This is a genomic window from Campylobacter lari subsp. lari, assembly GCF_013372185.1.
Taxonomy (GTDB): domain Bacteria; phylum Campylobacterota; class Campylobacteria; order Campylobacterales; family Campylobacteraceae; genus Campylobacter_D; species Campylobacter_D lari.
This window is the reverse complement of the sequence record NZ_CP053830.1, coordinates 1,177,681-1,201,966: the sequence shown is the minus strand read 5'-3', so window position 1 is coordinate 1,201,966 and position 24,286 is coordinate 1,177,681. Positions and strand designations below refer to the sequence as shown.

The window sequence follows — 24,286 nt, the reverse complement described above, 5'->3', positions numbered from 1 at the left end:
TTATGCCTTGTTGAAAAATTCAAATAATTGCTTTGCTATGCTAATTTTATCAAATTCTTTTGCGCGCAAAAAAGCCTTTTGTCTATATGTAGCTTTTAAAGACTCATCATTGCACATTTTTTCTAAGCCTTCTTGCATGGCTTTTTCATCATCTACTTTTACTAAAAGTCCAAACTCATCATCTAAAAATAATTCCCTTGCACCACTTTTATGATCAGTGCAAAGCACAGCTGTTTTACAAGCTAAGCATTCAATTAAAACATTTGAAAAGCCTTCAAAACTCGAAGCAAAAGCAAAAAAATCACATTTGCTCATGTATTTGTAAGGATTATTATCAAATCCAAGTAAGAAAACTTTATTTTTTAAATTTAATTCTTCAATCAAATTTAAAAGCTCATTTTTTAAAATACCTTCTCCTAAAATGACTAATTTTAAATCAGTTTTAACTTTTGCATAAGCTTTTATAAGCATGATATGATTTTTCCCATGATCAAGCCTACCAACACTTAGTATAAAAGGATCTTTAAAAGATATTTCTTCTTTAGATTTTTCACTAATACTTTCTAAATCTATGGCATTATATAAGATATCGCATTTATTGGCTTCTATGTTGAAATTTTGTATTAAATCTTCTTTGTTTCCTATAGAATTTGCTAAGATTAAATCTGCTTTATTGTATAAGTTTTTAATCAAAAATTTATTGATGAAAGAATTTAAATTATTATGCTTATAAATAACACTTGGTGTTGTACATTCATTGATAATCAAAGTAGATTTTAAGCCAAGTATTTTAGCCATTAAAGCTATATAATTAGGTCTATTTAATAATACAAATTGCAAATTAATGCCTAAATTTTCACATAGTTTTTTGTATTTTAAAGCAAGCAAAGGTAATTTTAAAAATTTAGCTAAATTGCTCTCACTTGGGCTTGATTTTTCAAGATAGTGGATATTCACTTCAGGAATATCATATGATATTTTATCATTCATTAAAATCAAATGCACTTCATATTTTAAATTTAGCATAGGAAGTAAAGTAGAAACAACCCTTTCAGCGCCACCACTGCCTAAAGAATAAATAAAAATTGCTAGTTTTTTCATGTTAAACCCTTACTTCTTTGATCAAATCAAGCCATTTTTGTGCTACATTGGCCACTTCATAATCTTTACATCGTTGCTGTGCATTAAGTGCTAGTGTTTTTCTTAAATTTTCATCTTGCATTAAAAGGGTGAGTTTTTCGCTTAAAGCCTTTTCATCATCTAAATCCACTAAAAAGCCATCTTTTCCATCATCAATTAAATCTTTATGACCGCTTGTGTATTTAGTGCTAATGCGCGCTACTTGATAATATAAACTTTCAAGCAAAACCGTTGGCAAGCCTTCTATGAAAGAGCAAAGACAAAGTATTTTTGCTTTTTTATAAAGTTCTTGTATATTTTCGACTTTACCTAAAAAATTAACCTTGATATTTAAATTCTTAGCTTCTTGTTCTAAATCTTGTCTTAATTCTCCATCGCCTGCTATGAAAAAATTATATTGATTTTGTAAATTTGTATCTAATCTTGCGATGGCTTTTAAAAACATGGAAGCATTTTTATTGTGATCAAGTCTTCCTACAAAAATGACATTGTTTTCTTTTTCTAAATTTTCTTTAACGAGGCTAAAATGACAAGGATTTGGCATATTGACAACTTTTTTAACAAAGTTTTCATAATATTTTTTATCATCATTGCTAAGCACGGTTAGAGCATTTGCATGAGGAAAACTTATACGGCGTAAAAATTTCCAAATTTTAGATTTTAAATAAGTATAAGAGCTATGCTCGCTGATGATTAAAGGTGTATTTGAGCCTTTATTTGCCCAAATACAAGCGATATTTGTTGTATCTAAAAATGAGATAAAAACATCGCTTTCATGGTCTTTGAGTGCTTTTTTTAAAGCTTTGAATTTTTTAATGCGTGAGGCTATTTTATTATAAAGAGTGGAAAAGTCAAATTGCTCTAAGGTAAAAAGTTTGATTTTTGGATCAAGCTTATAAAATGAGTCTTCTTTATGAAATTTGATAATATTTATTTCATGATTTTTGCAAAGTTCATTAGCTAAAGTTACTAGCACCCTTTCAGCACCACCTGAATTTAAAGTAGCTATGATGAAAGTGATTTTCATACTTGTTCCTTTAAATGCCCATGTTTTACTTCAAATACTCTATCACAACCTTGTATAGTTGAGAGTCTATGAGCTATGATGATGAGGGTTTTATCTTTTGAAATTTTATAGATTTCTTCCATGATTTTTGCTTCACTTTCTTGATCAAGAGCACTAGTTGCTTCATCTAAAACTAAAATTTCAGGTTGTTGATAAAGCGCTCTTGCTATGGCTATTCTTTGTCTTTGGCCTCCACTTAAAAACGAACCTGAATCACCCACTTTAGTATGCACTCCATCTTCAAGTGAATTTACAAAGCTTTCAAGATTAGCCTGCTTGATTACCTTATGTAAAAGCGCTTCATCTACTTCTTCTCCAAAGCTAATATTTTTAGCAATAGAATCATTAAAAAGATAAATTTGTTGAGGTATATAGCCAATTTTACTTCTAAAACTTTTTATATTGCTCTTATCAAGCTTAATTCCATCTACAAAAATAGCTCCATCACTTGGTTTTAAAAGCCCTATGATAAGATCAACTAAAGTACTTTTACCACTTCCACTTTTACCTATAAAAGCGATTTTTTCATTTTTCTTAAGTTCAAAACTTAAATTTTTAAATAAGTTTTTCTTACCCTTATAAGCAAAGAAAAGATTTTTCAAAACGATTTTTTCTTTAAATTCAATGTTTTCATCGCCTAGTTTTTCTTCTTTTTCATTAAGCATATTATAAATAATATCTAAAGAATTTTTATAGTAGGTGATCTCATTATAACTTGTGATGATACGATTAGCACTTGGCATAAGCCTATAAAGAGCCACCACAAAAATAGTAATAGTTGCTAAGATAGATGAAATATCACTTTCATATCTTAAAACTAAATACACTACAATAAAACAAAGCATACAAAAACCTATACCTTCAAGGTAAATTCTAGGAATGCTTGACATGCTTTCATTACTAATGTTTGCTTTGGCAAAAAGCCCACTTTGGATTTCATAAAGTTTTTGTGTACTTTGTTCTTTGGTTTTGAGTTTGATGATTTTAAGATTGTTTAAATTTGCATTTAAAATTTCAAAATAATTTTTCATCGCCTCTTCTCTAGCTATGGAAGCTTTTTTTACCAAGGGTGAGAGAATTTTGATCAAAATAAAAGCATTTAAAAGTAAAAAAGCACTTAAAGCTAGGGTGATTTTATAGTTGATAATTAGCAATAAAGTATAAAGCAAAAACACCACAAAGCTTTCACTTAGCATAAGTAAAAACGCACTAATTAAAGTACTTAAGTGAAATACTTCTTGCGTGATAGTTTTTAAAAGTTCTGATTGATTTTTATTAGTAAAATTTTCATATTCAAGATGTAAGTATTTATCAAAAATACGACAAGCAAGGCTGTGATAGCGCCCTTTAGAAAAACGCGCAAGCAAATGAAAATAAAAGGCATTTAAAAAGGCTCTAAAAATATAAAAGGCGATTAATATACAGCCAAAATAAGCAATAATCTTATAACTTGGTAAATTTAAATACTCATATATAGGTTGAAAATAGGAGCTTTTTTCTAAAAGCTCAAAATTACTCGCTACCGATACAAAAGGCATGATTAAAGAAATAGCAAAGCTTTCTATAAATCCTATGAAAATAGAAAAAACTAGCAAAGCAAATAAAAATTTCTTATCATGAGCATTGAGTATAAAAAAAAGTTTTTTTAACACTGTTTTTCCCACTCATAAGCACTTTTGCAGATTAATTCTAAATCATCATATTTTGGTTTCCAATTAGTTAGAGTTTTGATTTTATCAGCATTTGAAATAAGCACAGAAGGATCCCCAGCTCTTTTTGGTGCAAGTTCTACTGTGAAATCCACCCCGCTTACTTTTTTCATGGTTTCAATAACTTCTTTTACGCTAAAGCCATGTCCATAGCCTACATTGAAAATATTGCTTTCATTGTTTTCTAAGTATTCTAAAGCAGCTAAATGCGCACTTGAAATATCATCAACATGGATAAAATCTCTAATACAAGTGCCATCTTTAGTATTATAATCATCGCCAAAAATATAAAGCTTTTCTCTTTTTCCTGTGGCTACTTCAGCAGCAACCTTGATAAGTAAAGTAGCTTTTGGATAGCGTTGACCTATAGGATAACTCATGCAAGCACCTGCTACATTGAAGTATCTTAAAATGCAGTATTTAAATTCAGGATTTGCCATATTAGCATCTTGTAGGACTTTTTCACTCATAAGCTTGCTTTGTCCATAAGGATTAATCGGTGCTAATGGACTTTGTTCATCTACGATAGGAGTTTGTGGTTCTCCATAAGTCGCTGCGGTTGAAGAAAAAATGAATTTTTTCACACCTGTTTCTAAACAAGTTTGGATTAGATTACTTGTGTTTGCGGTATTGTTCATATAGTATTTTAAAGGATTTTCCATACTTTCAGGAACTTCAATGCTAGCTGCAAAATGCACAATTGCATCAAATTTTTCTTCTTTGAAAAGTTTTTTAATCCCAGCATAATCGCTTAAATCTTGCTCAAAAAACTTAAAAGGTCTGATTTTAGAAAGTTCATCTAAACTTTTTTTGCTACCTTTTGAAAGATTATCTAATACACAAATTTCATGATTTGTTTCTAAAAATTGTTTTAAAGTATGAGAGCCTATGTATCCTGCGCCACCGGTGATTAAAATTTTCATTTTTATCCTTTTTGTGATATTTAATAATAGTTATTTTAATATACTTTTCTTAATTAATTTAAAACTTACTCTTTTCTTTTTCTATGGCCTCTAAAAATGGCTTTTGATAGCTTTTATCACCATGTTTTTGCAAAAGCTCTTCTTTGAAATTTTCTAAAATATTAAGATAATCTTCTTGGGTTAAATTAGCTTTGATGAGTTCGTATTTTAAAAATAGCATATAGGTGTTTAACACATCACTTTCGCAGTATTCGTGAATTTTTTCTAGCTTGTTTTGATAAAAAAGTTCTAATACTTCATTTCCATGCACATCATATTTTCCAGGAAGTCCTGCCATAACACAAAGTGTGTCAAGTTTTAAGCCTTTTTGACCAAAACTTCCTAAAGATTCTAATAAATCACAATGTTTATTTTCTGCATATTTGCTTTTGTAGTTATTCCATTTATCGCTTGCATCTAAATAAGCACTTGCGTTGATATTGTATTTTAATGCTCTTATAACAAGCAAAGGCATGTCATAGCTTTTGCCATTAAAACTTACAAGGCGGGGTTGGTGTTTATCTATGAAGTTAAAAAATTCTTCTAACATTTGTTTTTCATTTTCGCCTTTGATTTTATTGACTTTGATGAAATTTCCAAATTTATCTGCAATCACTGCACAAATACTTACAACTTTATGAAAAGGCAAGGGTAAAAATTCACTTCCGCTTTCTTCTTTTTGTCTTTCTAAAGCTTGCTTGCTAATGCTTAAATCATCGCCATTAAAATCATAAAGATGTTTTATCAATTCTACATCAGGAATGCTCTCACAATCAAAAACGCAAATATATTCTTGCATGATAAACCTTTTTTTAAAAAAATCTTTGTTAAAATCATAACAGAAAATTTAAAAATAAAGTAGCATATGAAAATAGGTTTGGTTAAGTTATCCGCACTTGGAGATATCATCCATGCGGTGATTGTTTTGCAATTTATTAAAAAGCATTATCCTAAGGCGAGTATTGATTGGTTTGTAGATGCAAGATTTGCAGGATTATTGCAAGATCATCCAATGATTAATGAAGTATATGCCCTGCCTTTAAAAGATAGAAAATTCAAAGAAGTTTTTGCTATGCTTTTTGAAGCTAGGCAAAATAAATATGATGTTGTGATTGACTTGCAAGGTTTGATTAAATCTGCTTTAGTGAGTAAATTTTTATGTGCTAATACTTTTGGTTTTGATCAAGAAAGTATCAAAGAGGGTTTTGCGAGCAATTTTTATACGCATAAATTTGCGTGTAATTATGAAGAAAATATTATCGTGCGTAATCTTTCTTTGGTGGCTTATGTGTTAAATGAGCATTTTGATCATAGTGATATAGAGTTAAAACAAAGTTGTTTTAGTGTAGATGATGAGTTAAAAGAAAGCTTAGAACAAAGACTTTCTTTAAGTGAAAGTGCGCCAAATATACTCATACATGTAGGCTCATCTATGCCTAATAAAATTTACCCAAAAGAGCGTTTGATACTACTTTGTAGAATGCTTTTGGAGTATTTTACTAGTGCAAAAATCATGCTTGGTTGGGGCAATGTTAATGAGTTTAATTTTGCTAAAGATATAGTTTTAAATTTAAAACATTTAAAAATAGAACTTGCGCCAAAATTAAGCTTAAGTGAGCTTTGTGCTTTAACTAAGACAAGTGATTTAATTATCGGAAATGATAGCGGGCCTACTCATTTAGCCTTTGCATTAAACAAGCCTTCTATAACGATTTTTGGTGCTACTCCTAGCCAAAGAAATACTTATGAAACAAATATCAACAAAACAATCAATGCAGGTAAAAAAATACTGCATTCAAAACATATAGATAAAAGTGATTTTTGCATACAAAATATCGATGAAAAAGATATTTTTAAACTAGCTTGTGAGCTTTTAGAAAAATGATAAATTATGTATATCTAAGCCTTTTTTATATATTAAAAGCCCTTGTGAAGATTTTACCTGTAAAACTTTTAAATTCTTTTGCAAATTTGGTTGCTTTAATCACTTATAAGTTAAATCACAAACACCGCAAAATCATTGACATAAACTTAAAAATTTGCTTTCCTGAAAAAGATCAAAAATGGCGTGATGAAACTAGTCTTAATATCTATAAAAATTTTGCTAAATTTGGGATTGATTTTATCAAAAATCAAAATGCAAGCAAAGAAGAAATTATCGATAAAATTTGCTTTGATGATGAGGAGCAAATTTTAAATATAATGCAAAGTAAAAGACCCTTGATTGTAACTACGGCTCATTATGGTAACTGGGAGCTTTTGGCTTTGTCTTTTGGAGCTAAATTTCAAGGAATTTCCATAGTTGGAAGAGCACTTGATAGCGTGATAATGGATAAAATTTTAAGTAAAAATCGCACGCAATTTAATATAGAGCTTATAGAAAAAAAGGGCGGGCTTAGAAAAATGCTAAAAGCCTTAAAAGAAGGTAGATCGCTTGGAATTTTAACCGATCAAGATGCAGTGGATAGTGAAAGTATAAAAATACAATATTTTAACCAAGAGGTAAATTTCATAGCAGGTGCGAGTGTGCTTGCTAAAAAAGCACAAGCGATGATTTTACCTTGTTTTGTGTATCAAAAAGATGAGAAATTTTTTGTAAAAACTTTTAAGGCTTTAGATGCAAGTAAGGCAAGTATAGAAGAGCTTACTAAGTATCAAGCAAAGTGTTGTGAAGAGATGATTAAATTTAAACCTGATGAGTATTTTTTCTTTCATAAGAGATTTAAAAGATATAATCATGAATTATATTTATAGGACATAAAATGGATTTAAAGCAAATTAGTGTGATAATGATTGTTAAAAATGCTCAAAAAACTTTAAAAGCTTGCTTGGAATCTTTGCAAGAATTTGGCGAGATAGTTTTGATAGAAAATGATAGCAATGATGATACTTTAAAAATTGCTTATGAGTTTAGTAAAAATTATAAAAATATCAAGATTTATCAGCATAAATTTATAGGTTTTGGACCTTTGAAAAATTTAGCCATAAGTTATGCTAGCAATGATTGGATTTTTAATATTGACGCAGATGAGCTTGCTAAGAAAGAATTTTTACAAGAATTAGGGCAAATTGAGCCTAATAAAGAAGATATTATAGCCTTACCAAGAGAAAATTTATATAATGGAGAGTGGATTAAAGCTTGTGGATGGTGGCCTGATCATGTAATGCGGGTGTTTAATAAAACCCATACTAATTTTAATGAAAATTTAGTGCATGAGAGTTTGATTTTATATGAAGATAGTAAAAAGATTAAGCTACAAAATGGTTTAAGGCATTTTGCATTTGATGATATAGATGGTTTGCTAGATAAACTTCAAAAATACTCCAAACTTTGGGCTTTACAAAATTTACATAAAGAAAGCAGTATTTACAAGGCTTTGCTAAGAGGAACTTGGACTTTTTTTAGAAATTATATTTTAAAAAAGGGAATTTTTTATGGTTATAAAGGCTTTATCATAAGTACTTGCAATGGCCTTGGAGCTTTTTTTAAATATATGAAATTGTATGAGTTAAAAAAGCAAAAGCCAAAAACTTGCGCTTTAATCATCACGACTTATAATCAAAAAGAAAGGCTTGCTTTGGTGCTTGATAGCGTTAAAAACTTAGAGCCTTTACCAGATGAGGTTTTAATAGCTGATGATGGAAGCAGGGAAGATACAGCTAAGCTTATACAAGCTTATCAAAAAGATTTTCCTTGTAAATTAGAGCATATTTGGCAAGAAGATGAGGGATTTAGACTAAGTGAGATTAGAAATAAAGCTATTAAAACTTCTAAAAGCGAATATATAATCGTTATAGATGGAGATATGATTTTAGAGAAAAACTTCATTAATGATCATTTGAAATTTGCGCAAAGAAAAGTGTTTTTGCAAGGCTCTAGGGTGATTTTAAATGAAAATGAAAGTAAAGAACTTTTAAGCAAAAATGATTTTAGTTTGGCATTTGATAAAAAAGGTTTTAAAAATCAAAGAAATATTTTTTTAGCTAAATGTGTATATAAATTTTCAAAATTAACTAAGAAATTTTTTAAAAAATCACAACTTGTTAAAGGCATAAGAGGTTGTAATATGAGCTTTTATAAAAGTGATTTTGAAGCCATTGAAGGTTTTAATGAAAAATTTATAGGCTGGGGCAGGGAAGATAGCGAGTTTGTAGCTAGATTTTTATTTAATGACGGAGCATTTAAAAGGCTTAAATTTAATGCTCTAGCTTATCATATTTACCATGAAGAAAACAGCAAAAATATGCTTGAGATTAATCATCAAATTTATCTTGAAACTATAAAAAATAAAAAAGTGATTTGGAAATGAAAATTTTATTACTTATTGGGGATATTACTATAGGAGGTGGTGCTGAAAGGGTTGTCGTAAATTTAGCAAATGCGCTTTTTGAGCTTGGATATGATGTAAAAATTTTTAGTTTTTATAAACAAGGAGTTGATGTAGCTTATGAATTAAATGATAATATTAAAATAGATTACTTGCATAGCAAATCAAGAGCTGATGTAAAAAAAGAAAGATTATTTTATAAGTTATATTATAAGCATTATGAGAGTTTTTTGTTAAAACAAAGATATAAAGATATTGATGTGATGATTTTTAATAATTGTCCTCATTTTCCTTTCTTTAAAAATAAGAATACAAAATATATTAATTTTATTCATAATCATTTTAAAAAATATCGATTTAAAAATAATTATTTTGATACTTTAGTGGTGTTATCGGCCAAGCAAATTGATCAGTGGAGAAAATATCATAAAAATGTTTGGGTTATACCAAATTTTTTACCTTATTTGTCTGATATAAATTCTACTTTAAGTCAAAAAAATATTTTAAGTATAGGTCGTATGACAGCAAATGATGAAAAAGGTTTTTTAAGACTTATTGAAATCTGGAAGCTTGTGCAAGAAAATATAAAATACAAAGAATGGACTTTAACTATAGTTGGAGAAGGTGAGTTTAAAAATACTATAGAAAATAAAATAAAAGAATATAAGCTTGAAAATTCAATCATATTAAAATCTTTTACAAAAGATATAGAAAAAGAATATTTAAACACTAGTATTTATGTTATGACAAGCAAATGGGAGGGATTTCCTATGGTTTTAGTTGAAGCTAGTTCTTATAAAATTCCTTTGATTTCTTTTGATATTAATACAGGTCCTAGCGATATTATAGAAAATGGTAAAAGTGGATATTTAATCGAGGATGGTGATTTGCAAGAATTTGCAAATAAGCTTTGTTTGCTTATGGATGATGAAAATTTAAGAAAACAAATGGGACAAAGAGCAAAAGAAAATATTTCTCATAATTTCTCTAAAGAAAAAGTTATACAAAAATGGCAAGAGTTATTAAACTCTTGATTTGTTTGCGTATTTTTTAAAATTTTTGAGCATTTTGATAGCTTTTAAAAAAACACTGAAGGTGTTTTTTTGATTTTTTCTTGCATATAAAATACTTTCTCCAAGCATACAACAAAGTCCAAAAATACCATCATTAATCTTTTGTGGTTCTTTTAAAAAATACTCATCTTTTTTAGTATTATGAATCAAAGATGATATTTTTGCAAAATTAAAACTTTTTATAGCTTTTAAAAGCTCAAATCCCAAAGCACTATAAAGCAAATGATCTTTAATGTTTGCTTTTTGTTCGAGCAATTCTTCATTAAAAATAGGTGTTTTTTCTGCTATTTGCCACCAATAATCATTTATATTTTTACCTCGCAAATCTGTGTATGATTTTAAAAATTTCCAAGGTTTTTCTCCATAATGTAAAATTTTAGGCGTTTTTGCACTTTTGGTAAATTCATCTCTTGTATAGTTAAGTCTATTTACTTGCTCATCTTTACATATAGCATAAAAAAGAGTAATGATATTGAAATTATACGAAAAATCAAGCTTTAACTGATATTGCGGTTTTATAGTGGCGTTAAGTAAATCTTGATCAGCAGCTTTTATGTAGTAGCATTTGCTAGCTAAATCCTCACATTTTTGTTCTATATTGTGTTTTTTCCACTCTTTTAGATTGATAAGTAAAAAACCTGCATTGAAATAATTTTCATCAAAATGCAAAGTGTGTTTTTGATTATTTTCTTTAAATTTTATTTTTGCACGTTTGGAGCCAGGATCGCCTACAACACCGGCTATTTTTCCTTCTAAGTTAATAGTAAAAATTTCTCTTATATCACATAAACATAGCATATCAGAATCTAAATATAAACAAGTGTTTATCTTACTATCTAATATAGAACTTATTTTAAATCTATAGTATGTAAGGAAATTACTATGAGCAGCTCCGCTGATGGGATAATGTTTAAAATCTTCATCATCTTGAATGTGAATTTGTATTTTGCATGGGAAAGTTAAATTAAGTTCTTGTTCTAATTTTTGAAGTTTATTTTTAGTATGATTGCTAATATCATTACTTAAAATATGAAAATAATATATTTCGTTTTCTTGATAAAATTTATTTTTATCTGTATTTTTAATAATGCTTGTAATCAAAACAGCTGTGTATTTGATATAGTTTTCATCTGCACTAAAAACAATGTGATACATTTGCTTCCTTTAGGATATTTTTAGCATTTTTTATTTGGATATTTTTTTTAATTTTAATTTTTTTTCTTTGTATTTTAAGGAAAAATTTCTCGAAAAAATTTTTATTTGTGTATTTATACGCTAAATCTATTTTATGGATACCTAAATTATATATAGCAATTTTTAATGCAATTTTAAATTCTTTTTTTGAACTTCTTAATAAGATTTTTAATTGAGATATTATAAAGGTTAAATCTTCAATAAAGTTTAAAATTTTATTTTTATTTTTATTTTCTTTTGTAGCTGAATTTGGATTAAAACAATAACAGTATAAAATTTGATTTTCTATATAAATGCTTTTAGAGTTTAATAAATATAAGAAATTTGTAAATACATCTTCCCCCATGAGTATTCTTTTTTTTACTGATATATAATTACTTATTGAATTAATATAAAGATTTTTCTTATAAACTTTATTAACCATAGAATGCATGATTTCGTGTTTTGTGCTATATATACAGTAGTGTAATAAAAAAATATCAATTTCCATCAACGGTTTATTAAATTTAATATTGGTATTTATCAAAGTGTTATTTTCTTGCTCTATTTTGTAGTTAAACACTACTATATCTACATTTTTGATTTTTTCAAACCCAAGCTCACAAGCATTAAGCTCTAAATAATCATCAGGATCTAAAAACATTATATAGGGTGAACTTGAATTTAATACACCTATATTTCTACTAGCAAAGGTTCCTAAATTCTCTTCATTATGTATGATTTTTATTCTATTATCTTTGCTAGCATATTCTTTAGCTATATCTATACTTTTATCATTGCCACAATCATCTACTACAATGATTTCTATATCTTTAAAAGTTTGATTTATACAACTTTCTAATGCTCTAGCAATATATTTTTCTACATTATAAGTTGGTAGTATGATGGAAATTTGACTCATATTAGCTCTTTATTTTTTGTTCTGATTTATATGGAAAAGATTTTAACAGATTTGATTTTACTGTTTGCACTTTTTCGTAAGAAACCGATCTGTTTTCGTTGATTGTAGTAAAAATATCATTTTTTCTGTTGTTGGTAAGTAAATTTAGAATTTCTTGCAAGCTTTTTTTTCTGATATCAATAAAATAATGGCTATTGATATTATATGCAGAATAATAATCTTCAAATTTAAATTGTGTATCAGCTATAAGGTCGGAAGCAATAAGTCTTATATTAGGGATATTCATCTCATCGGCCACAATTAGACCGTGTAGTGCTGAAGAAAGAATGCATTCACATTGATAAATTTTTTTCAAATTATCCAGGCAATTATCTTGTGGATTGATTAATATGGATTTTGGAATAGCATTAGCGAGCTTTTGAAATATATCTTGCGTTAATTCGGCGTAGTGTGGTACAATCCCTACTTTATATATTTTTGTATATTTTTTATCAACAAGTAGTTCTGCAAGAATTCCAGGATCTCCCAGTGTAACATTATGCATTTTTTTACCCGATAGGGTTTCTAATAATTGTTGCGTTTTTTTTCCTCTTAATGCTCTAATATCAAATCTTCTTTTTGCAATGTATTGTTTTGGAATTTCTTTTAGAAAGCCTGAACCCCATATAATTAGTGGTTTGTAAAATAAACTAGTTAAAAAATATTTTATTTTTAAACGCAATGTTTTTTTACTAAAAAAACATTGCATAAGGCTTCCAATAAAAACAGATTCACAAGTATATATGTTTTGTTCTTCTTGTATAATGACATTTGAAAATAAATTATTAAAGTGTGCATTGAGTAAGTCTCCAAGATTTGCTTCCTTTGTATAGTAGAATAATTTAATGTTTTTTGGCATAATCCCATTTTTCCTTAATTTTTATTTTTTGCTATAATTATATCAAAATAATATATCCAAAGGAATATTTATAATGAAAGATGCTGTAGTTGTAGCTGGTAATGGACCTAGTTTAAAAAATATTGATTATACAAAATTACCTATAGAGTATGATGTGTTTAGGGTAAACAGGTTTTATCATGAAGAAAAATATTATCTTGGTAAAAATATAAAGGCTGTATTTCATATACCACATCATTTTTTTGATGAATATCATACAATGCAGCAATTGGTTTTTTCTAACGAGTACAATATAGAAAATATCATCTGCAAAATGTATAATTTTGCAGATAGGAAAGAAAAGATATTTAGAGAAAACTTTAAATATTTTTTTCCTTTGGCAAGTAATGGTTATGATGAATATTTTAGTAGACTTGTAAAATTAAGTGCAAAGTTGGATTATGATTCGTGTTACCTGGGAAATAGGATTGAAATGTTAACAGGCACTTATGCTATAGCATGTGCTGTTGCTTGTGGATATAAGGAAATTTATTTAGCTGGAATGGATTTTTGTGATAAGAAGTATTTGTATTCAAATGGGCAAGAAGTTATTGATCCTAACAACGAGTTTATCCATAATTATAACTTTGATATACAGATTTTGAATTATCTAAAAAATGAGTACAATGCTAAAATATTTTCTGTATGTCCAAATAGCACTATTAATAAATATATTATGCTATCTGAGTTGAATAATAAAATTATTTATAATATTACAGAACGTATAGAAGGTGCTATTAAAAAACCATTGCTTCCAAATTTAAGTGTAAGAAAACGTTATAAAAGAATATATTTAGAAGCAAATCCTTTTGTAAATCTTTTTTACGGATTTTTAAGAACACCTAGGGCATTAAAACATTATTTATCAAGTAAATTTTATAGATGAGATTTAATTTATGAAAAAAAATATACTAGTCACAGGTGCAGATGGTTTTATAGGTTCGCATTTAGTTGAAATGCTTTATACGCAAAGTAAAGACAAAGATTCCTTGTTCTATGGCTATAAAATTAAAGCTTTGAGTCAGTATAATTCTTTTAATTATTGGGGTTGGCTTGAAGATATAGAGTGTTTAAATGATATTGAAGTAGTTTGTGGAGATATTAGAGATCCACATTTTTGCAAAAACATCACTAAAGATGTAGAAATTATCTTTCATTTAGCAGCTTTAATAGCCATACCTTTTTCTTACGTTGCTCCAGATAGTTATGTAGATGTTAATATAAAAGGTACTTTAAATATCTGCCAAAGTGCATTAGAAAATAATGTAAATCGTATTATTCACACAAGTACAAGTGAGGTTTATGGCACGGCTTTGTATATACCTATTGATGAAAAACATCCTTTACAAGCACAAAGTCCATATTCAGCAAGTAAAATAGGTGCTGATGCTATGGCAATGAGTTTTTATAATGCTTTCAATCTCCCGCTGACCATAGCAAGACCTTTTAATACCTATGGCCCAAGGCAAAGTGCAAGAGCGGTGATTCCAACTATCATCACTCAAATTGCAAATGGAGCTAAGCAAATAAAGCTTGGAGATGTAAGTCCTACTAGAGATTTTAATTATGTAAAAGATACTTGTTTAGGGTTTTTAGAGTTAGCTAAATGTCAAAAGGCTATAGGTGAAGTGGTAAATATAGGATCAAATTATGAAATAAGCATAAAAGATACTTTAGAACTCATTAAAAAACTTATGAAATCAAATGTAGAATTTATCACAGAAAATGAACGCATAAGGCCTGAAAATAGTGAAGTATTTAGGCTATGGTGTGACAATAGCAAGATTAAAAGCCTTACTAACTTTTCACCACAATATGATATAGAAAAAGGCTTAAGTCAAACTATAGAATGGTTTAGCAATCCTTTAAATTTAAAAAAATATAAAAGCGATATTTATAATATTTAGGATTTTTGTGAAAGAAAAAATAATCATTATTGGAGCTGGAGGACATGCAAGAGCATGTATGGATGTTATAGAGCTTGAAGGTAAATTTGAAATTGCTGGTTTTGTGGATAATGATATAGAAAGTGCGTATTATCCATTGCTTGGGAATGATGATGATTTAAAAAAATTATTTAAAGAATATAAATATGCCTTAATTGGTATTGGACAAATTAAAACTTCATTGCCGAGAGTGCAAATTTATGATAAGTTAAAAACTATAGGTTTTAGATTGCCAACTATTATTTCGCCGCTTGCTCATGTGTCAAAAAGATCTTTTATTGATGAGGCAAGTATAATAATGCATCATGCCTTGGTAAATACAAATGTCAAGATAGGTAAAGGTTGTATAATAAATTCAAAGGCATTGGTTGAACATGATACCGTAATTGAAAATTTTTGTCATATTAGTACAGCTAGTGTTGTTAATGGGGGTTGTTTGATAAAGCAGCATAGTTTTTTAGGGTCAAATACTCATTTAAAACATGGTAGTATTTTAGGCGAAGATAGTATAGTATATATGAAAGGAGTATAATGATGAAATATTGTGATTATTGCGTAATGCCAGATACGAGACCAGGGATAAAATTTAGTAAAGATAAAAATGGCAAAAATATTTGTTCAGCTTGTGTAAATCATAAAAATAAAGAAAATATTGATTATGAAGCTAGGTTTAAAGAATTAGAAAAACTTTGTGATAAATATAGAAGAATGAATGGTAAGTATGAGTATGATTGTGCTATTGCGGTAAGTGGGGGCAAAGATTCTCATTTTCAAGTACATATTATGAAAGAAAAACTAGGAATGAATCCTATTTTATTTAGTGTAGAAGATAATTTTACTATGACTGAAGCTGGGAAGAAAAATTTAAAAAATATTTCTGAAGAATTTGGTTGTCATCTTATTAGTTTAAAACCTGATATAAAAACTCAAAAAAAAGTTATGCTGAAAACCTTTGAAAAGTATGGAAAACCCACCTGGTTTATAGATAGATTAATCTACTCTTACCCTTTTGCTATGGCTTTGAAGTTTAACACACCTCTGCTTGTCTATGGGGAAAATATTTCATATGAATATGGCGGGAATGACAACATCGAAACTCCTGATGCAAGTGGTATTTTTTTAAATGGGGTAGCGAGTGATTTGGATATTAATGAATTTATAGATGATGAAATAAAGGAAGAGAATTTGCAATTGTTTTTTGAACCACAAAAAGACGATATAGGTAATCTTCATCCTATATACTTGAGTTATTTTGTTAAGTGGAATTCTTATTCTAATTATGTTTTTGCTAAAAATAGAGGGTTTAGTGATTTAAATGGAGAATGGGACAGGAAGCATTGTGCTGAAAATTTTGATCAAGTTGATAGTATTGCTTATTTAATTCATCCATGGATGAAATACCCAAAATTTGGCCATGCTATGGCTAGTGATTATGCGGCTAGATTTGTAAGATATGGACTTTTAAGCAGAGATGAAGCCGTAAAAATAGTAAAACAAAAAGATCATAATTTGGATAATAAATGTATAGAAGATTTTTGTAATTTTTTAGGTATTTCAAAATCTAAATTTTGGAGTATAGTAGAAAGGCATTATAATAAAGAGCTATTTTATAAGAATGAATTTGGAGAATATAAATTAAAAAATGAAATACAATAAAACCTTAATCATAGCAGAAGCTGGAGTTAATCATAATGGTGATATAAATTTAGCTAAAAAGCTTATAGAAGTAGCTAGTGAAGCTGGGGCTGATTTTGTAAAATTTCAAACTTTTGTAGCTGAAAATTGTATAAGTAAAAATGCCAAAAAAGCAGAGTATCAACTCCAAGCTACCGATGAAAATCAAAGCCAGCTTGATATGGTTAAAAAACTAGAACTTTCCAAACAAGATCATGAAATTTTAATAGAACATTGTAAAAAATTTAATATTAAATTTCTTTCCACTGCTTTTGATTTAGAAAGTATTGATTTACTTATAAAATTTGATATAGAAATTTTTAAAATTCCAAGTGGAGAATTAACTAACCTTCCTTACTTGAAAAAAATTGCTAGTTTTAATAAAAATATCATCTTATCGACAGGAATGGCCACTTTAGGTGAGATTGAAAAAGCTTTAAATATTTTGGTGCAAAATGGCACTCAAAGAGATAAAATCATCATTTTACATTGTAACACTGAATACCCCACACCTTTTGAAGATGTAAATTTAAGGGCTATGCAAACTTTAAAAAAAGCCTTTTGCTTGCCCGTAGGATATTCTGATCACACTTTGGGTATAACTATACCTATAGCAGCTGTAGCTATGGGAGCTTGCGTGATAGAAAAACACTTTACTTTAGATAAAAGTATGCAAGGGCCTGATCATCAAGCATCCTTAGAACCTGAAGAATTAAAAGCTATGGTGAAAGCTATAAGAGGGTTAGAACAAGCTTTTGGAGATGGTGTTAAAATTCCAAGCAAAAGTGAAAGTAAAAACAAAGCCATTGCTAGAAAATCTCTTGTAGCTAAAAAAGTTATAAAAAAGGGCGAATGTTTTAGTGAAGAAAATCTTACCACAAAGCGACCAGGGGATGGAATTTGTGCTATGAAATATGATAAATATTTAGGTAAAATTGCTAGTAGAGATTATATTGAAGATGAGTTAATTGATGAGTAGAAAAATTTGTGTTATTAGTGGTACTAGGGCTGAGTGGTATTTGTTAAGAAATTTATGCAAATACATTGAACAAGATAATGAATTAACTTTGCAGCTTATTGTTACAGCAGCTCATTTAAGTCAAGATTTTGGTTTTACTTATCAAGAAATTGAAAAGGAATTTAAAATAGATAAAAAAATTCCCATTTTGCTTAATAGTAATAATAGTGTAGGTATTTGTAAAAGTATGGGGCTTTTGCAAATTTCACTTTGTGAAGCTTTTGAAGAATTAAAACCTGATGTTGTAGTGATATTGGGCGATAGATATGAAATGCTCTCTTGTGCTAGTACTTGTTTGCTTATGCAAATTCCCTTAGCACATCTTTGCGGAGGAGAGCTTACTTTGGGAGCTATTGATGATAGCATTAGGCATGCTATTAGTAAAATGGCGCATTTGCATTTTGTTAGCACTCAAACTTATGCAAATAGGATTTTACAACTTGGAGAAAGTGAAGATAGAGTTTTTAAAGTAGGTTCTTTAGGTGGAGAAAATATCAAGAATATGATTTTTTTAAGCAAGGAAGATTTGCAAAAAGAATTGAACTTGATATTTGATGAAAATATATATTTAATAACTTATCATCCTCAAACGATACAAAAATCAAGTGTTAAAAAAGAAATAAAATTATTACTTGAATTTTTAGATAGTTTGGAAAATTCTACTTTAATTTTTACGAAAGCAAATGCTGATGAGAATGGTTTATATATTAATGAGCTTTTAAATGAGTATTGTATAAAACAATCTCATAAGGCAAAGTTATTTGATAATTTGGGCTCTAAAAGATACTTAAGTTTAATGAAAATAGTAAATATGCTTATAGGAAATAGCTCTAGTGGAATTTGCGAAAGCCCTTTTTTAAGAATTCCTTGTATTAATATAGGCAACAGACAAGAAGGAAGAATTTTTGCTGATAATATTATAAATTGTGATATTTATCATTTAAAACAAGCGTTTTTGTATGCTAATACCAAAGAATATCAAGATAAGCTAGAAAATTTCATTAATCCTTTTGAGTGTGAAGGTAAAAATACAAGTCTAATGATAAAGGATATTTTAAAAAATATTTCTTTGGAAAAAATTTTATATAAAAAATTTGTGGATATGCAATGAGTATTGAAAAATTAAAACTTGCTAAAAATGCAAGCATACAAGAAGCTTTAAAGATTATAGGTAGTGAGCGTGTTAGAATAGCTTTGGTGGTAGAAAATGATAAATTTTTAGGTGTAATTAGTGATTCTAATATTAGAAGGGCTTTGTTAAATGGCAAAAAGCTTGAAGATAGCATAGAAACAATTTATACTAAGAATTCGCTAACTATTAAAGAAAATACAAGCAAAGAAGAGCTTTTAAAATTAGCTAGTCAAACTGATATTTATGATTTTCCTGTCTTAAATAGTGAAAATGAAGTCATAGCTATAAAATCCATCGCTTCAATTCTTAAAGAAAAAAGTTTTGAAAATGAAGTAGTACTAATGGTTGGAGGTCTTGGAAGTAGATTGGGTGAACTTACTAAAAATACTCCAAAACCTATGTTAAAAATAGGTAAAAAGCCCATACTTGAAAATATTGTTTTAAATTTCAAAGAGCAAGGTTTCAAAAAATTTATATTTTGTGTAAATTATAAAAAAGAAGTTATTTGTGATTATTTTCAAGAAGGCAAAAGCTGGGGTGTTGAAATTTCTTATATTAAAGAAGAACAAAAGCTTGGTACCGCTGGAGCTTTGTCTTTGATAAAAGATATGAAAAATTCATTTATTGTTATGAATGGAGATATTTTAACTAAGCTTGATTTTGATCAACTTGTTCAAGAACATAAAAAAAGTAAAGCAGTGATGAGTGTGGTACTTAGAGAATTTGAGCATCAAATTCCTTATGGTGTTGTAAAAATTTCTAATAAAAACATAAAAGATATAGAAGAAAAACCTGTGCAGAAATTTTTAGTTAGTGCTGGAATTTATGTGCTAGAACCAGAAGTTTTAAAGTATATTAAAAAAGATATGTATTTGGATATGCCTAATTTGATTAAGCGATTGTTGGATAAAAAATTAAAAATAAATTCTTATATATTGCAAGATTATTGGATTGATATAGGAAGGCTTGAAGAATACGAAAAGGCGATTATTGATGCAAACAATTAAGAATAGTTTAAATAATATTTTGGCTATCATTCCTGCACGTAGTGGAAGTAAGCGTCTTGTTCACAAAAACATTAAAATTTTAAAAAACAAGCCTTTAATTGCATGGAGTATTGAAGCTGCTTTAAAGTCTAAATATATAAAAAATGTTATAGTTAGCACAGATTCTCAAGAATATGCAAGAATAGCAATGCAATATGGAGCGCAAGTGCCTTATTTAAGAGATAGATCTTTATCAGATGATACATCATCTTCTTTTGATGTTATAAAAAATATTATTGATTTTTATGCTAATAAAAATATCAGTTTTAAACATATTGTTTTGTTGCAACCTACAAGTCCTTTGAGAAATAATAAACATATTGATGAGGCATTGGATTTATTTTTTAAGAAAAAAGCTAATTCTGTAATTAGTGTTTGTGAGTGTGAACATTCTCCTCTTTGGAGCAACACCATACCAGAAAATGGTGCTATGGATTTATTTTTACCTTCAGAGATTAAAAATTTACGCTCGCAAGATTTAGAGAAATATTACAGACTTAATGGTGCTATTTATATAGCAAAAATAAAAGAATTTATGCAGTATAAAGGTTTTTTTATGCCAAATAGTTTTGCTTATAAAATGGAGTCTATTTATTCTATAGATATTGATACGGATTATGATTTTAAAATGGCTAGTTTGTTGTTAAAAAGTGAGTATATTTAAATTCTACTCTCTAACCCTAAAATTTCTTTCTCTAAAACTTCTAATATTTTTTCATTAAAATGCTTATATGAAAAAATATTAGCTAATTTTCTAATGTGTTTTAAACTTTGCTTTTTATGCTCGTAATTTTGCCATAAAATTTCTTTATTTTTGTTTTCATATCTACCATTTTCATTAAATTCATAGCGGTATATACATTCTTTTGATATAAAAAAACTTTCACTCAACATAAAATTTATATAGTTAAAAAGCACATCCTCCCCATAGCAAAGCCTTTCTTTGAAATCAACATATTCAAAACTTTTTAAAATCAAATTTTTCCTATATACTTTTGCCCAAACACTCCAACAAAAATGTTTTTGCTTAAGTAAAAATTTCAAAAAATCATCTTTACTAAAAAACTCATCTTGTTTAAACCTATAAAATTTCTTAAATTTCACCCTATGTACATACGCATCAAACACTACCATATCTACATTTTTGATTTTTTCAAACCCAAGCTCACAAGCATTAAGCTCTAAATAATCATCAGGATCTAAAAACATTATATAGGGTGAACTTGAATTTAATACACCTATATTTCTACTAGCAAAGGTTCCTAAATTCTCTTCATTATGTATGATTTTTATTCTATTATCTTTGCTAGCATATTCTTTAGCTATATCTATACTTTTATCATTGCCACAATCATCTACTACAATGATTTCTATATCTTTAAAAGTTTGATTTATACAACTTTCTAATGCTCTAGCAATATATTTTTCTACATTATAAGTTGGTAGTATGATGGAAATTTGACTCATATTAGCTCTTTATTTTTTGATATAATTATAGCTTTTATTTTTAAGGAAAATCATGAATATTTTTATCAACCTTCCCACTTGGCTTGGCGATGCAGTAATGGCTAGTGCGGCTATTTATGCTATAAAAGAAAAATATCCCCAAGCTAAATTTACTTTTTATGGTTCTTTTGTGAGCACAGAGCTTTTTAAACGTTTTGAAAATGCTCAAATTTTAGTAGAAAATAAAAAGCAAAGATATAAACAAATTTTAAAAGCTAGAAAAAACCTTGGTAAATTTGATCTAGCTTTTTCGTTTCGCTCGGCATTTTCAAGCAAGATTATTTTAAATCTAATCAAAGCAAAAAAAAGATTTTATTTTGATAAAAATATTCTAAAAGAAGAACACCAAGTCTTAAAATACTTAAATTTCATAGAAGAAGCTTTAAATTTTAAAGTAGCTTCAAATTCTTTAAAACTCCCTATAAAAGCAAAATCAACTCAAAAAATTTTAGGTATAAATCCAGGTGCGCATTTTGGAAGTGCGAAAAGATGGGAGGCAAGCTATTTTGCAAGGGTTGCAAAAGAATTTAGCCATACCCATAAAATTTTAATTTTTGGCGTAGAAAGTGAAAAAAAAATTTGCGATGAAATAGAAAATTTATTATTAAATGATGGTATAAAAGCTAAGAATTTATGTGGAAAAACTAGTATTTTTACTCTTTGTAAAAATATATCTATGCTTGATTTACTCATCACAAACGATAGTGGTCCTATGCATATAGGTGCAGTTTATGGGGTAAAAACAGTGGCTGTTTTTGGTTCTACTAAATTTAGTCAAACCTCGCCTTGGCAAGAAAATGCTAAAATAGCACATTTAAATTTAGCTTGTATGCCTTGTATGCAAAAGGTCTGCCCTTTAAAACACCACAAATGCATGAAAGATTTAAAGCCTGAAGTGGTAGTAAATTTAGCAAGAAATTTTTCAGGAGTATAAATGGTTTTTAGTTCTTATGAATTTATATTTATATTTTTACCTATAGTTTTAATTATATTTTATATGCTTAAAAAATTTAATTATATTCAAAGCGCAAAATTATTTTTAGTCTTAGCAAGTTTATTTTTTTATGCTTTTTGGAAGGTTGAATATGTTTTGATTTTATTGCTTTCTATGGGTGTGAATTTTTATCTTGCAAATTTAATTTTACTTAATAGAAAAAAAGTAAAATTGTTATTTTATAGTGGTGTGTTTTTTAATTTAGCTTTACTTGCTTTTTTTAAATACACTGATTTTCTTTTAGAAAATTTTAATGTATTTTTTCAAATAGTCCAACTAGATTTTAATATTCCTTTGCCGCATATATTACTACCTTTAGCTATATCTTTTTTTACTTTTCAACAAATTGCTTTTTTAGTAGATTGTTATAAAAGAACAAATATAGAAAGTTTAAAAAGTGAAAATACATATAAAATAAATATTTTAGATTATGCTTTGTTTATAACATTTTTTCCTCAACTTATAGCAGGTCCAATAGTACATCATAAAGAAATGATGCCTCAATTTAAGAGTATGCTTTGGAATAATTCTATTCTTATTAATTGGGAAAATATAGCTAAAGGATTATTTATATTTTCTATGGGTTTATTTAAGAAAGTATATATTGCTGATTCTTTTGCGCTTTGGGCTAATGCAGGGTTTAAGATAGTTGAAAATGGAGGTACTTTAAATATTTTTGAAGCTTGGGCAACTTCTTTATCTTATACTTTTCAACTTTATTTTGATTTTAGTGGATATTGTGATATGGCTATAGGCATAGCTTTATTTTTTAGTATAAAACTCCCTATTAATTTTAATTCTCCTTATAAAGCATTAAATATAAGTGATTTTTGGAGAAGATGGCATATAACATTAGGTAAATTTTTAAAAGATTATTTATATATACCTTTAGGTGGTAATAGGGTTTCTAAGATTATAAATTTGAGAAATCTTTTTATAGTAGCTTTTGTAAGTGGAGTATGGCATGGAGCTGGTTGGGGCTTTGTGATATGGGGTATTTTACATGGCCTTGCTATGGTGCTTCATAGAATATATACATTTATAATCCCAAATGCTAAATTTAAAGAAAATAATGTATATAAGATATTTGCATGGTTTGTAACTTTTAATTTTATTAACCTTGCGTGGATATTTTTTAGAAGTGAAAATCTTCAAGGCGCTATAAATCTTTTAAAAGCTATGTTTGGTTTAACTTGGGTGGAACTACCTATAAAATGGCATAGAATGAAAGAATCTTTAGTGCAAATTAGTGGTAGTAATGAAACTTTAATTTATATTATCATTTGTATGATTTTATGTATTGGGTTTAAAAATAGTATTGAAAAACTTGAAAATTTTAAAGCTAGTTATATAAATTCTTTATTAGTCATGCTTTTTTTATATATAGCTTTGATAACTTTAGGAGCAGTTCCTTATACTGAATTTATTTATTTTAATTTCTAAGGATAAAAATGTTTAAATCGTATAAAAAATTTGTAATTTATTCTTTATTAATACCTTTGCCTTTTATATTGTTTTTAGGAGTTTTACTTTATGTATATGATCCATTGCAACTTTATCATGAACCTTGGTTTAGAAAAAAACATATCATGATAATTTAACTATTAGTGCTAAGGGTATTGTAGATTACAATTTATTTGACTCTCTGATTTTAGGTAGT

At 27.9% G+C, this 24,286-nt stretch carries 24 protein-coding genes; 15 read left to right on the top strand and 9 right to left on the bottom strand.

Translation table 11 applies throughout. The features are described 5' to 3' along the window. Genes pglJ through CLLT_RS06280 form a run of 5 tightly spaced genes read right to left on the bottom strand, consistent with a single transcriptional unit; the run spans window position 1 to window position 5,676 of the window. Window positions 1-1,101: an N-acetylgalactosamine-N,N'-diacetylbacillosaminyl-diphospho-undecaprenol 4-alpha-N-acetylgalactosaminyltransferase gene (gene pglJ / locus CLLT_RS06300; RefSeq protein WP_074692822.1), complete on the bottom strand. Its 1,101-nt coding sequence runs from the start codon at window positions 1,099-1,101 to the stop codon at window positions 1-3. A 1-nt stretch (window position 1,102) separates the two neighbouring features. Then, on the bottom strand, window positions 1,103-2,167 hold the full coding sequence (gene pglH, locus CLLT_RS06295) for a GalNAc-alpha-(1->4)-GalNAc-alpha-(1->3)-diNAcBac-PP-undecaprenol alpha-1,4-N-acetyl-D-galactosaminyltransferase (RefSeq protein ID WP_074692815.1): 1,065 nt from the start codon (window positions 2,165-2,167) through the stop codon (window positions 1,103-1,105). Next, window positions 2,164-3,858, bottom strand: coding sequence for a BC-type lipopolysaccharide transporter PglK (gene pglK / locus CLLT_RS06290; RefSeq protein ID WP_074692904.1), 1,695 nt, complete (start codon window positions 3,856-3,858; stop codon window positions 2,164-2,166). The genes pglH and pglK overlap by 4 nt, the downstream gene beginning before the upstream one ends. Continuing rightward, window positions 3,852-4,838, bottom strand: a complete 987-nt coding sequence (galE, locus tag CLLT_RS06285) for a UDP-glucose 4-epimerase GalE (RefSeq protein WP_039626879.1) — start codon at window positions 4,836-4,838, stop codon at window positions 3,852-3,854. Before galE ends, pglK begins: the two co-directional genes overlap by 7 nt. Window positions 4,839-4,896: 58 nt before the next feature. After that, on the bottom strand, window positions 4,897-5,676 hold the full coding sequence (locus CLLT_RS06280; protein ID WP_074692813.1) for a 3'-5' exonuclease: 780 nt from the start codon (window positions 5,674-5,676) through the stop codon (window positions 4,897-4,899). A gap of 66 nt (window positions 5,677-5,742) precedes the next feature. On the opposite strand from CLLT_RS06280, the gene waaC reads away from it, so the two are divergent. From waaC to CLLT_RS06260, 4 genes are read left to right on the top strand one after another with little or no spacing between them, the layout of a single operon-like run. After that, window positions 5,743-6,762, top strand: a complete 1,020-nt coding sequence (gene waaC, locus CLLT_RS06275) for a lipopolysaccharide heptosyltransferase I (RefSeq protein ID WP_074692812.1) — start codon at window positions 5,743-5,745, stop codon at window positions 6,760-6,762. Then, window positions 6,759-7,631, top strand: coding sequence for a lipid A biosynthesis lauroyl acyltransferase (locus tag CLLT_RS06270; RefSeq protein WP_074692810.1), 873 nt, complete (start codon window positions 6,759-6,761; stop codon window positions 7,629-7,631). The genes waaC and CLLT_RS06270 overlap by 4 nt, the downstream gene beginning before the upstream one ends. An 8-nt stretch (window positions 7,632-7,639) precedes the next feature. After that, window positions 7,640-9,187, top strand: coding sequence for a glycosyltransferase family 2 protein (locus tag CLLT_RS06265; protein ID WP_074692808.1), 1,548 nt, complete (start codon window positions 7,640-7,642; stop codon window positions 9,185-9,187). Continuing rightward, window positions 9,184-10,239 (top strand): glycosyltransferase family 4 protein, encoded by a 1,056-nt coding sequence (locus tag CLLT_RS06260; protein WP_074692807.1) that lies wholly within the window; start codon window positions 9,184-9,186, stop codon window positions 10,237-10,239. The genes CLLT_RS06265 and CLLT_RS06260 overlap by 4 nt, the downstream gene beginning before the upstream one ends. On the opposite strand, the gene CLLT_RS06255 is transcribed toward CLLT_RS06260, so the two are convergent. Genes CLLT_RS06255 through CLLT_RS06245 form a run of 3 tightly spaced genes read right to left on the bottom strand, consistent with a single transcriptional unit; the run spans window position 10,228 to window position 13,271 of the window. After that, window positions 10,228-11,433 (bottom strand): glycosyltransferase family 8 protein, encoded by a 1,206-nt coding sequence (locus CLLT_RS06255; protein ID WP_074692805.1) that lies wholly within the window; start codon window positions 11,431-11,433, stop codon window positions 10,228-10,230. The genes CLLT_RS06260 and CLLT_RS06255 overlap by 12 nt on opposite strands. Then, on the bottom strand, window positions 11,414-12,373 hold the full coding sequence (locus tag CLLT_RS07975; RefSeq protein ID WP_074692804.1) for a glycosyltransferase family 2 protein: 960 nt from the start codon (window positions 12,371-12,373) through the stop codon (window positions 11,414-11,416). The genes CLLT_RS06255 and CLLT_RS07975 overlap by 20 nt, the downstream gene beginning before the upstream one ends. 1 nt (window position 12,374) lies before the next feature. After that, window positions 12,375-13,271, bottom strand: coding sequence for a polysaccharide pyruvyl transferase family protein (locus CLLT_RS06245; RefSeq protein ID WP_074693079.1), 897 nt, complete (start codon window positions 13,269-13,271; stop codon window positions 12,375-12,377). Window positions 13,272-13,344: 73 nt separating this feature from the next. Between CLLT_RS06245 and CLLT_RS06240 the strand changes: the two genes are divergently transcribed. Genes CLLT_RS06240 through CLLT_RS06205 form a run of 8 tightly spaced genes read left to right on the top strand, consistent with a single transcriptional unit; the run spans window position 13,345 to window position 20,790 of the window. After that, window positions 13,345-14,196 (top strand): alpha-2,3-sialyltransferase, encoded by an 852-nt coding sequence (locus tag CLLT_RS06240; protein WP_172461672.1) that lies wholly within the window; start codon window positions 13,345-13,347, stop codon window positions 14,194-14,196. A 10-nt stretch (window positions 14,197-14,206) separates the two neighbouring features. After that, on the top strand, window positions 14,207-15,217 hold the full coding sequence (locus CLLT_RS06235) for an NAD-dependent 4,6-dehydratase LegB (protein ID WP_074693082.1): 1,011 nt from the start codon (window positions 14,207-14,209) through the stop codon (window positions 15,215-15,217). Between the two features lie 7 nt (window positions 15,218-15,224). Beyond that, window positions 15,225-15,788, top strand: coding sequence for a NeuD/PglB/VioB family sugar acetyltransferase (locus CLLT_RS06230; protein ID WP_074693083.1), 564 nt, complete (start codon window positions 15,225-15,227; stop codon window positions 15,786-15,788). A 2-nt stretch (window positions 15,789-15,790) separates the two neighbouring features. After that, the gene (locus tag CLLT_RS06225; RefSeq protein ID WP_074693091.1) at window positions 15,791-16,912 is read left to right on the top strand and encodes an N-acetyl sugar amidotransferase; all 1,122 of its coding nucleotides are present in this window, start codon (window positions 15,791-15,793) and stop codon (window positions 16,910-16,912) included. Beyond that, window positions 16,899-17,909: an N-acetylneuraminate synthase gene (gene neuB, locus CLLT_RS06220; RefSeq protein WP_074693085.1), complete on the top strand. Its 1,011-nt coding sequence runs from the start codon at window positions 16,899-16,901 to the stop codon at window positions 17,907-17,909. The genes CLLT_RS06225 and neuB overlap by 14 nt, the downstream gene beginning before the upstream one ends. Continuing rightward, on the top strand, window positions 17,899-19,059 hold the full coding sequence (gene neuC / locus CLLT_RS06215) for a UDP-N-acetylglucosamine 2-epimerase (protein WP_115613999.1): 1,161 nt from the start codon (window positions 17,899-17,901) through the stop codon (window positions 19,057-19,059). Before neuB ends, neuC begins: the two co-directional genes overlap by 11 nt. Next, window positions 19,056-20,087: a nucleotidyltransferase family protein gene (locus tag CLLT_RS06210; protein WP_074693088.1), complete on the top strand. Its 1,032-nt coding sequence runs from the start codon at window positions 19,056-19,058 to the stop codon at window positions 20,085-20,087. Before neuC ends, CLLT_RS06210 begins: the two co-directional genes overlap by 4 nt. Further along, complete coding sequence (locus CLLT_RS06205; protein WP_074693089.1) at window positions 20,074-20,790, top strand: acylneuraminate cytidylyltransferase family protein; 717 nt, start codon at window positions 20,074-20,076, stop codon at window positions 20,788-20,790. The genes CLLT_RS06210 and CLLT_RS06205 overlap by 14 nt, the downstream gene beginning before the upstream one ends. Here CLLT_RS06205 and CLLT_RS06200 read toward each other — a convergent pair. Continuing rightward, window positions 20,787-21,593, bottom strand: coding sequence for a glycosyltransferase family 2 protein (locus CLLT_RS06200; RefSeq protein ID WP_115613998.1), 807 nt, complete (start codon window positions 21,591-21,593; stop codon window positions 20,787-20,789). The genes CLLT_RS06205 and CLLT_RS06200 overlap by 4 nt on opposite strands. A 52-nt stretch (window positions 21,594-21,645) precedes the next feature. Between CLLT_RS06200 and waaF the strand changes: the two genes are divergently transcribed. From waaF to CLLT_RS06185, 3 genes are read left to right on the top strand one after another with little or no spacing between them, the layout of a single operon-like run. After that, window positions 21,646-22,566 carry a lipopolysaccharide heptosyltransferase II gene (waaF, locus tag CLLT_RS06195; RefSeq protein WP_074692658.1) on the top strand — a complete coding sequence of 307 codons (921 nt, stop codon included), beginning with the start codon at window positions 21,646-21,648 and terminating at the stop codon, window positions 22,564-22,566. Continuing rightward, window positions 22,567-24,069 (top strand): MBOAT family O-acyltransferase, encoded by a 1,503-nt coding sequence (locus tag CLLT_RS06190; protein WP_074692660.1) that lies wholly within the window; start codon window positions 22,567-22,569, stop codon window positions 24,067-24,069. Between the two features lie 8 nt (window positions 24,070-24,077). Continuing rightward, window positions 24,078-24,227: a hypothetical protein gene (locus tag CLLT_RS06185; RefSeq protein ID WP_159427735.1), complete on the top strand. Its 150-nt coding sequence runs from the start codon at window positions 24,078-24,080 to the stop codon at window positions 24,225-24,227. Window positions 24,228-24,286 lie beyond the last annotated feature (59 nt).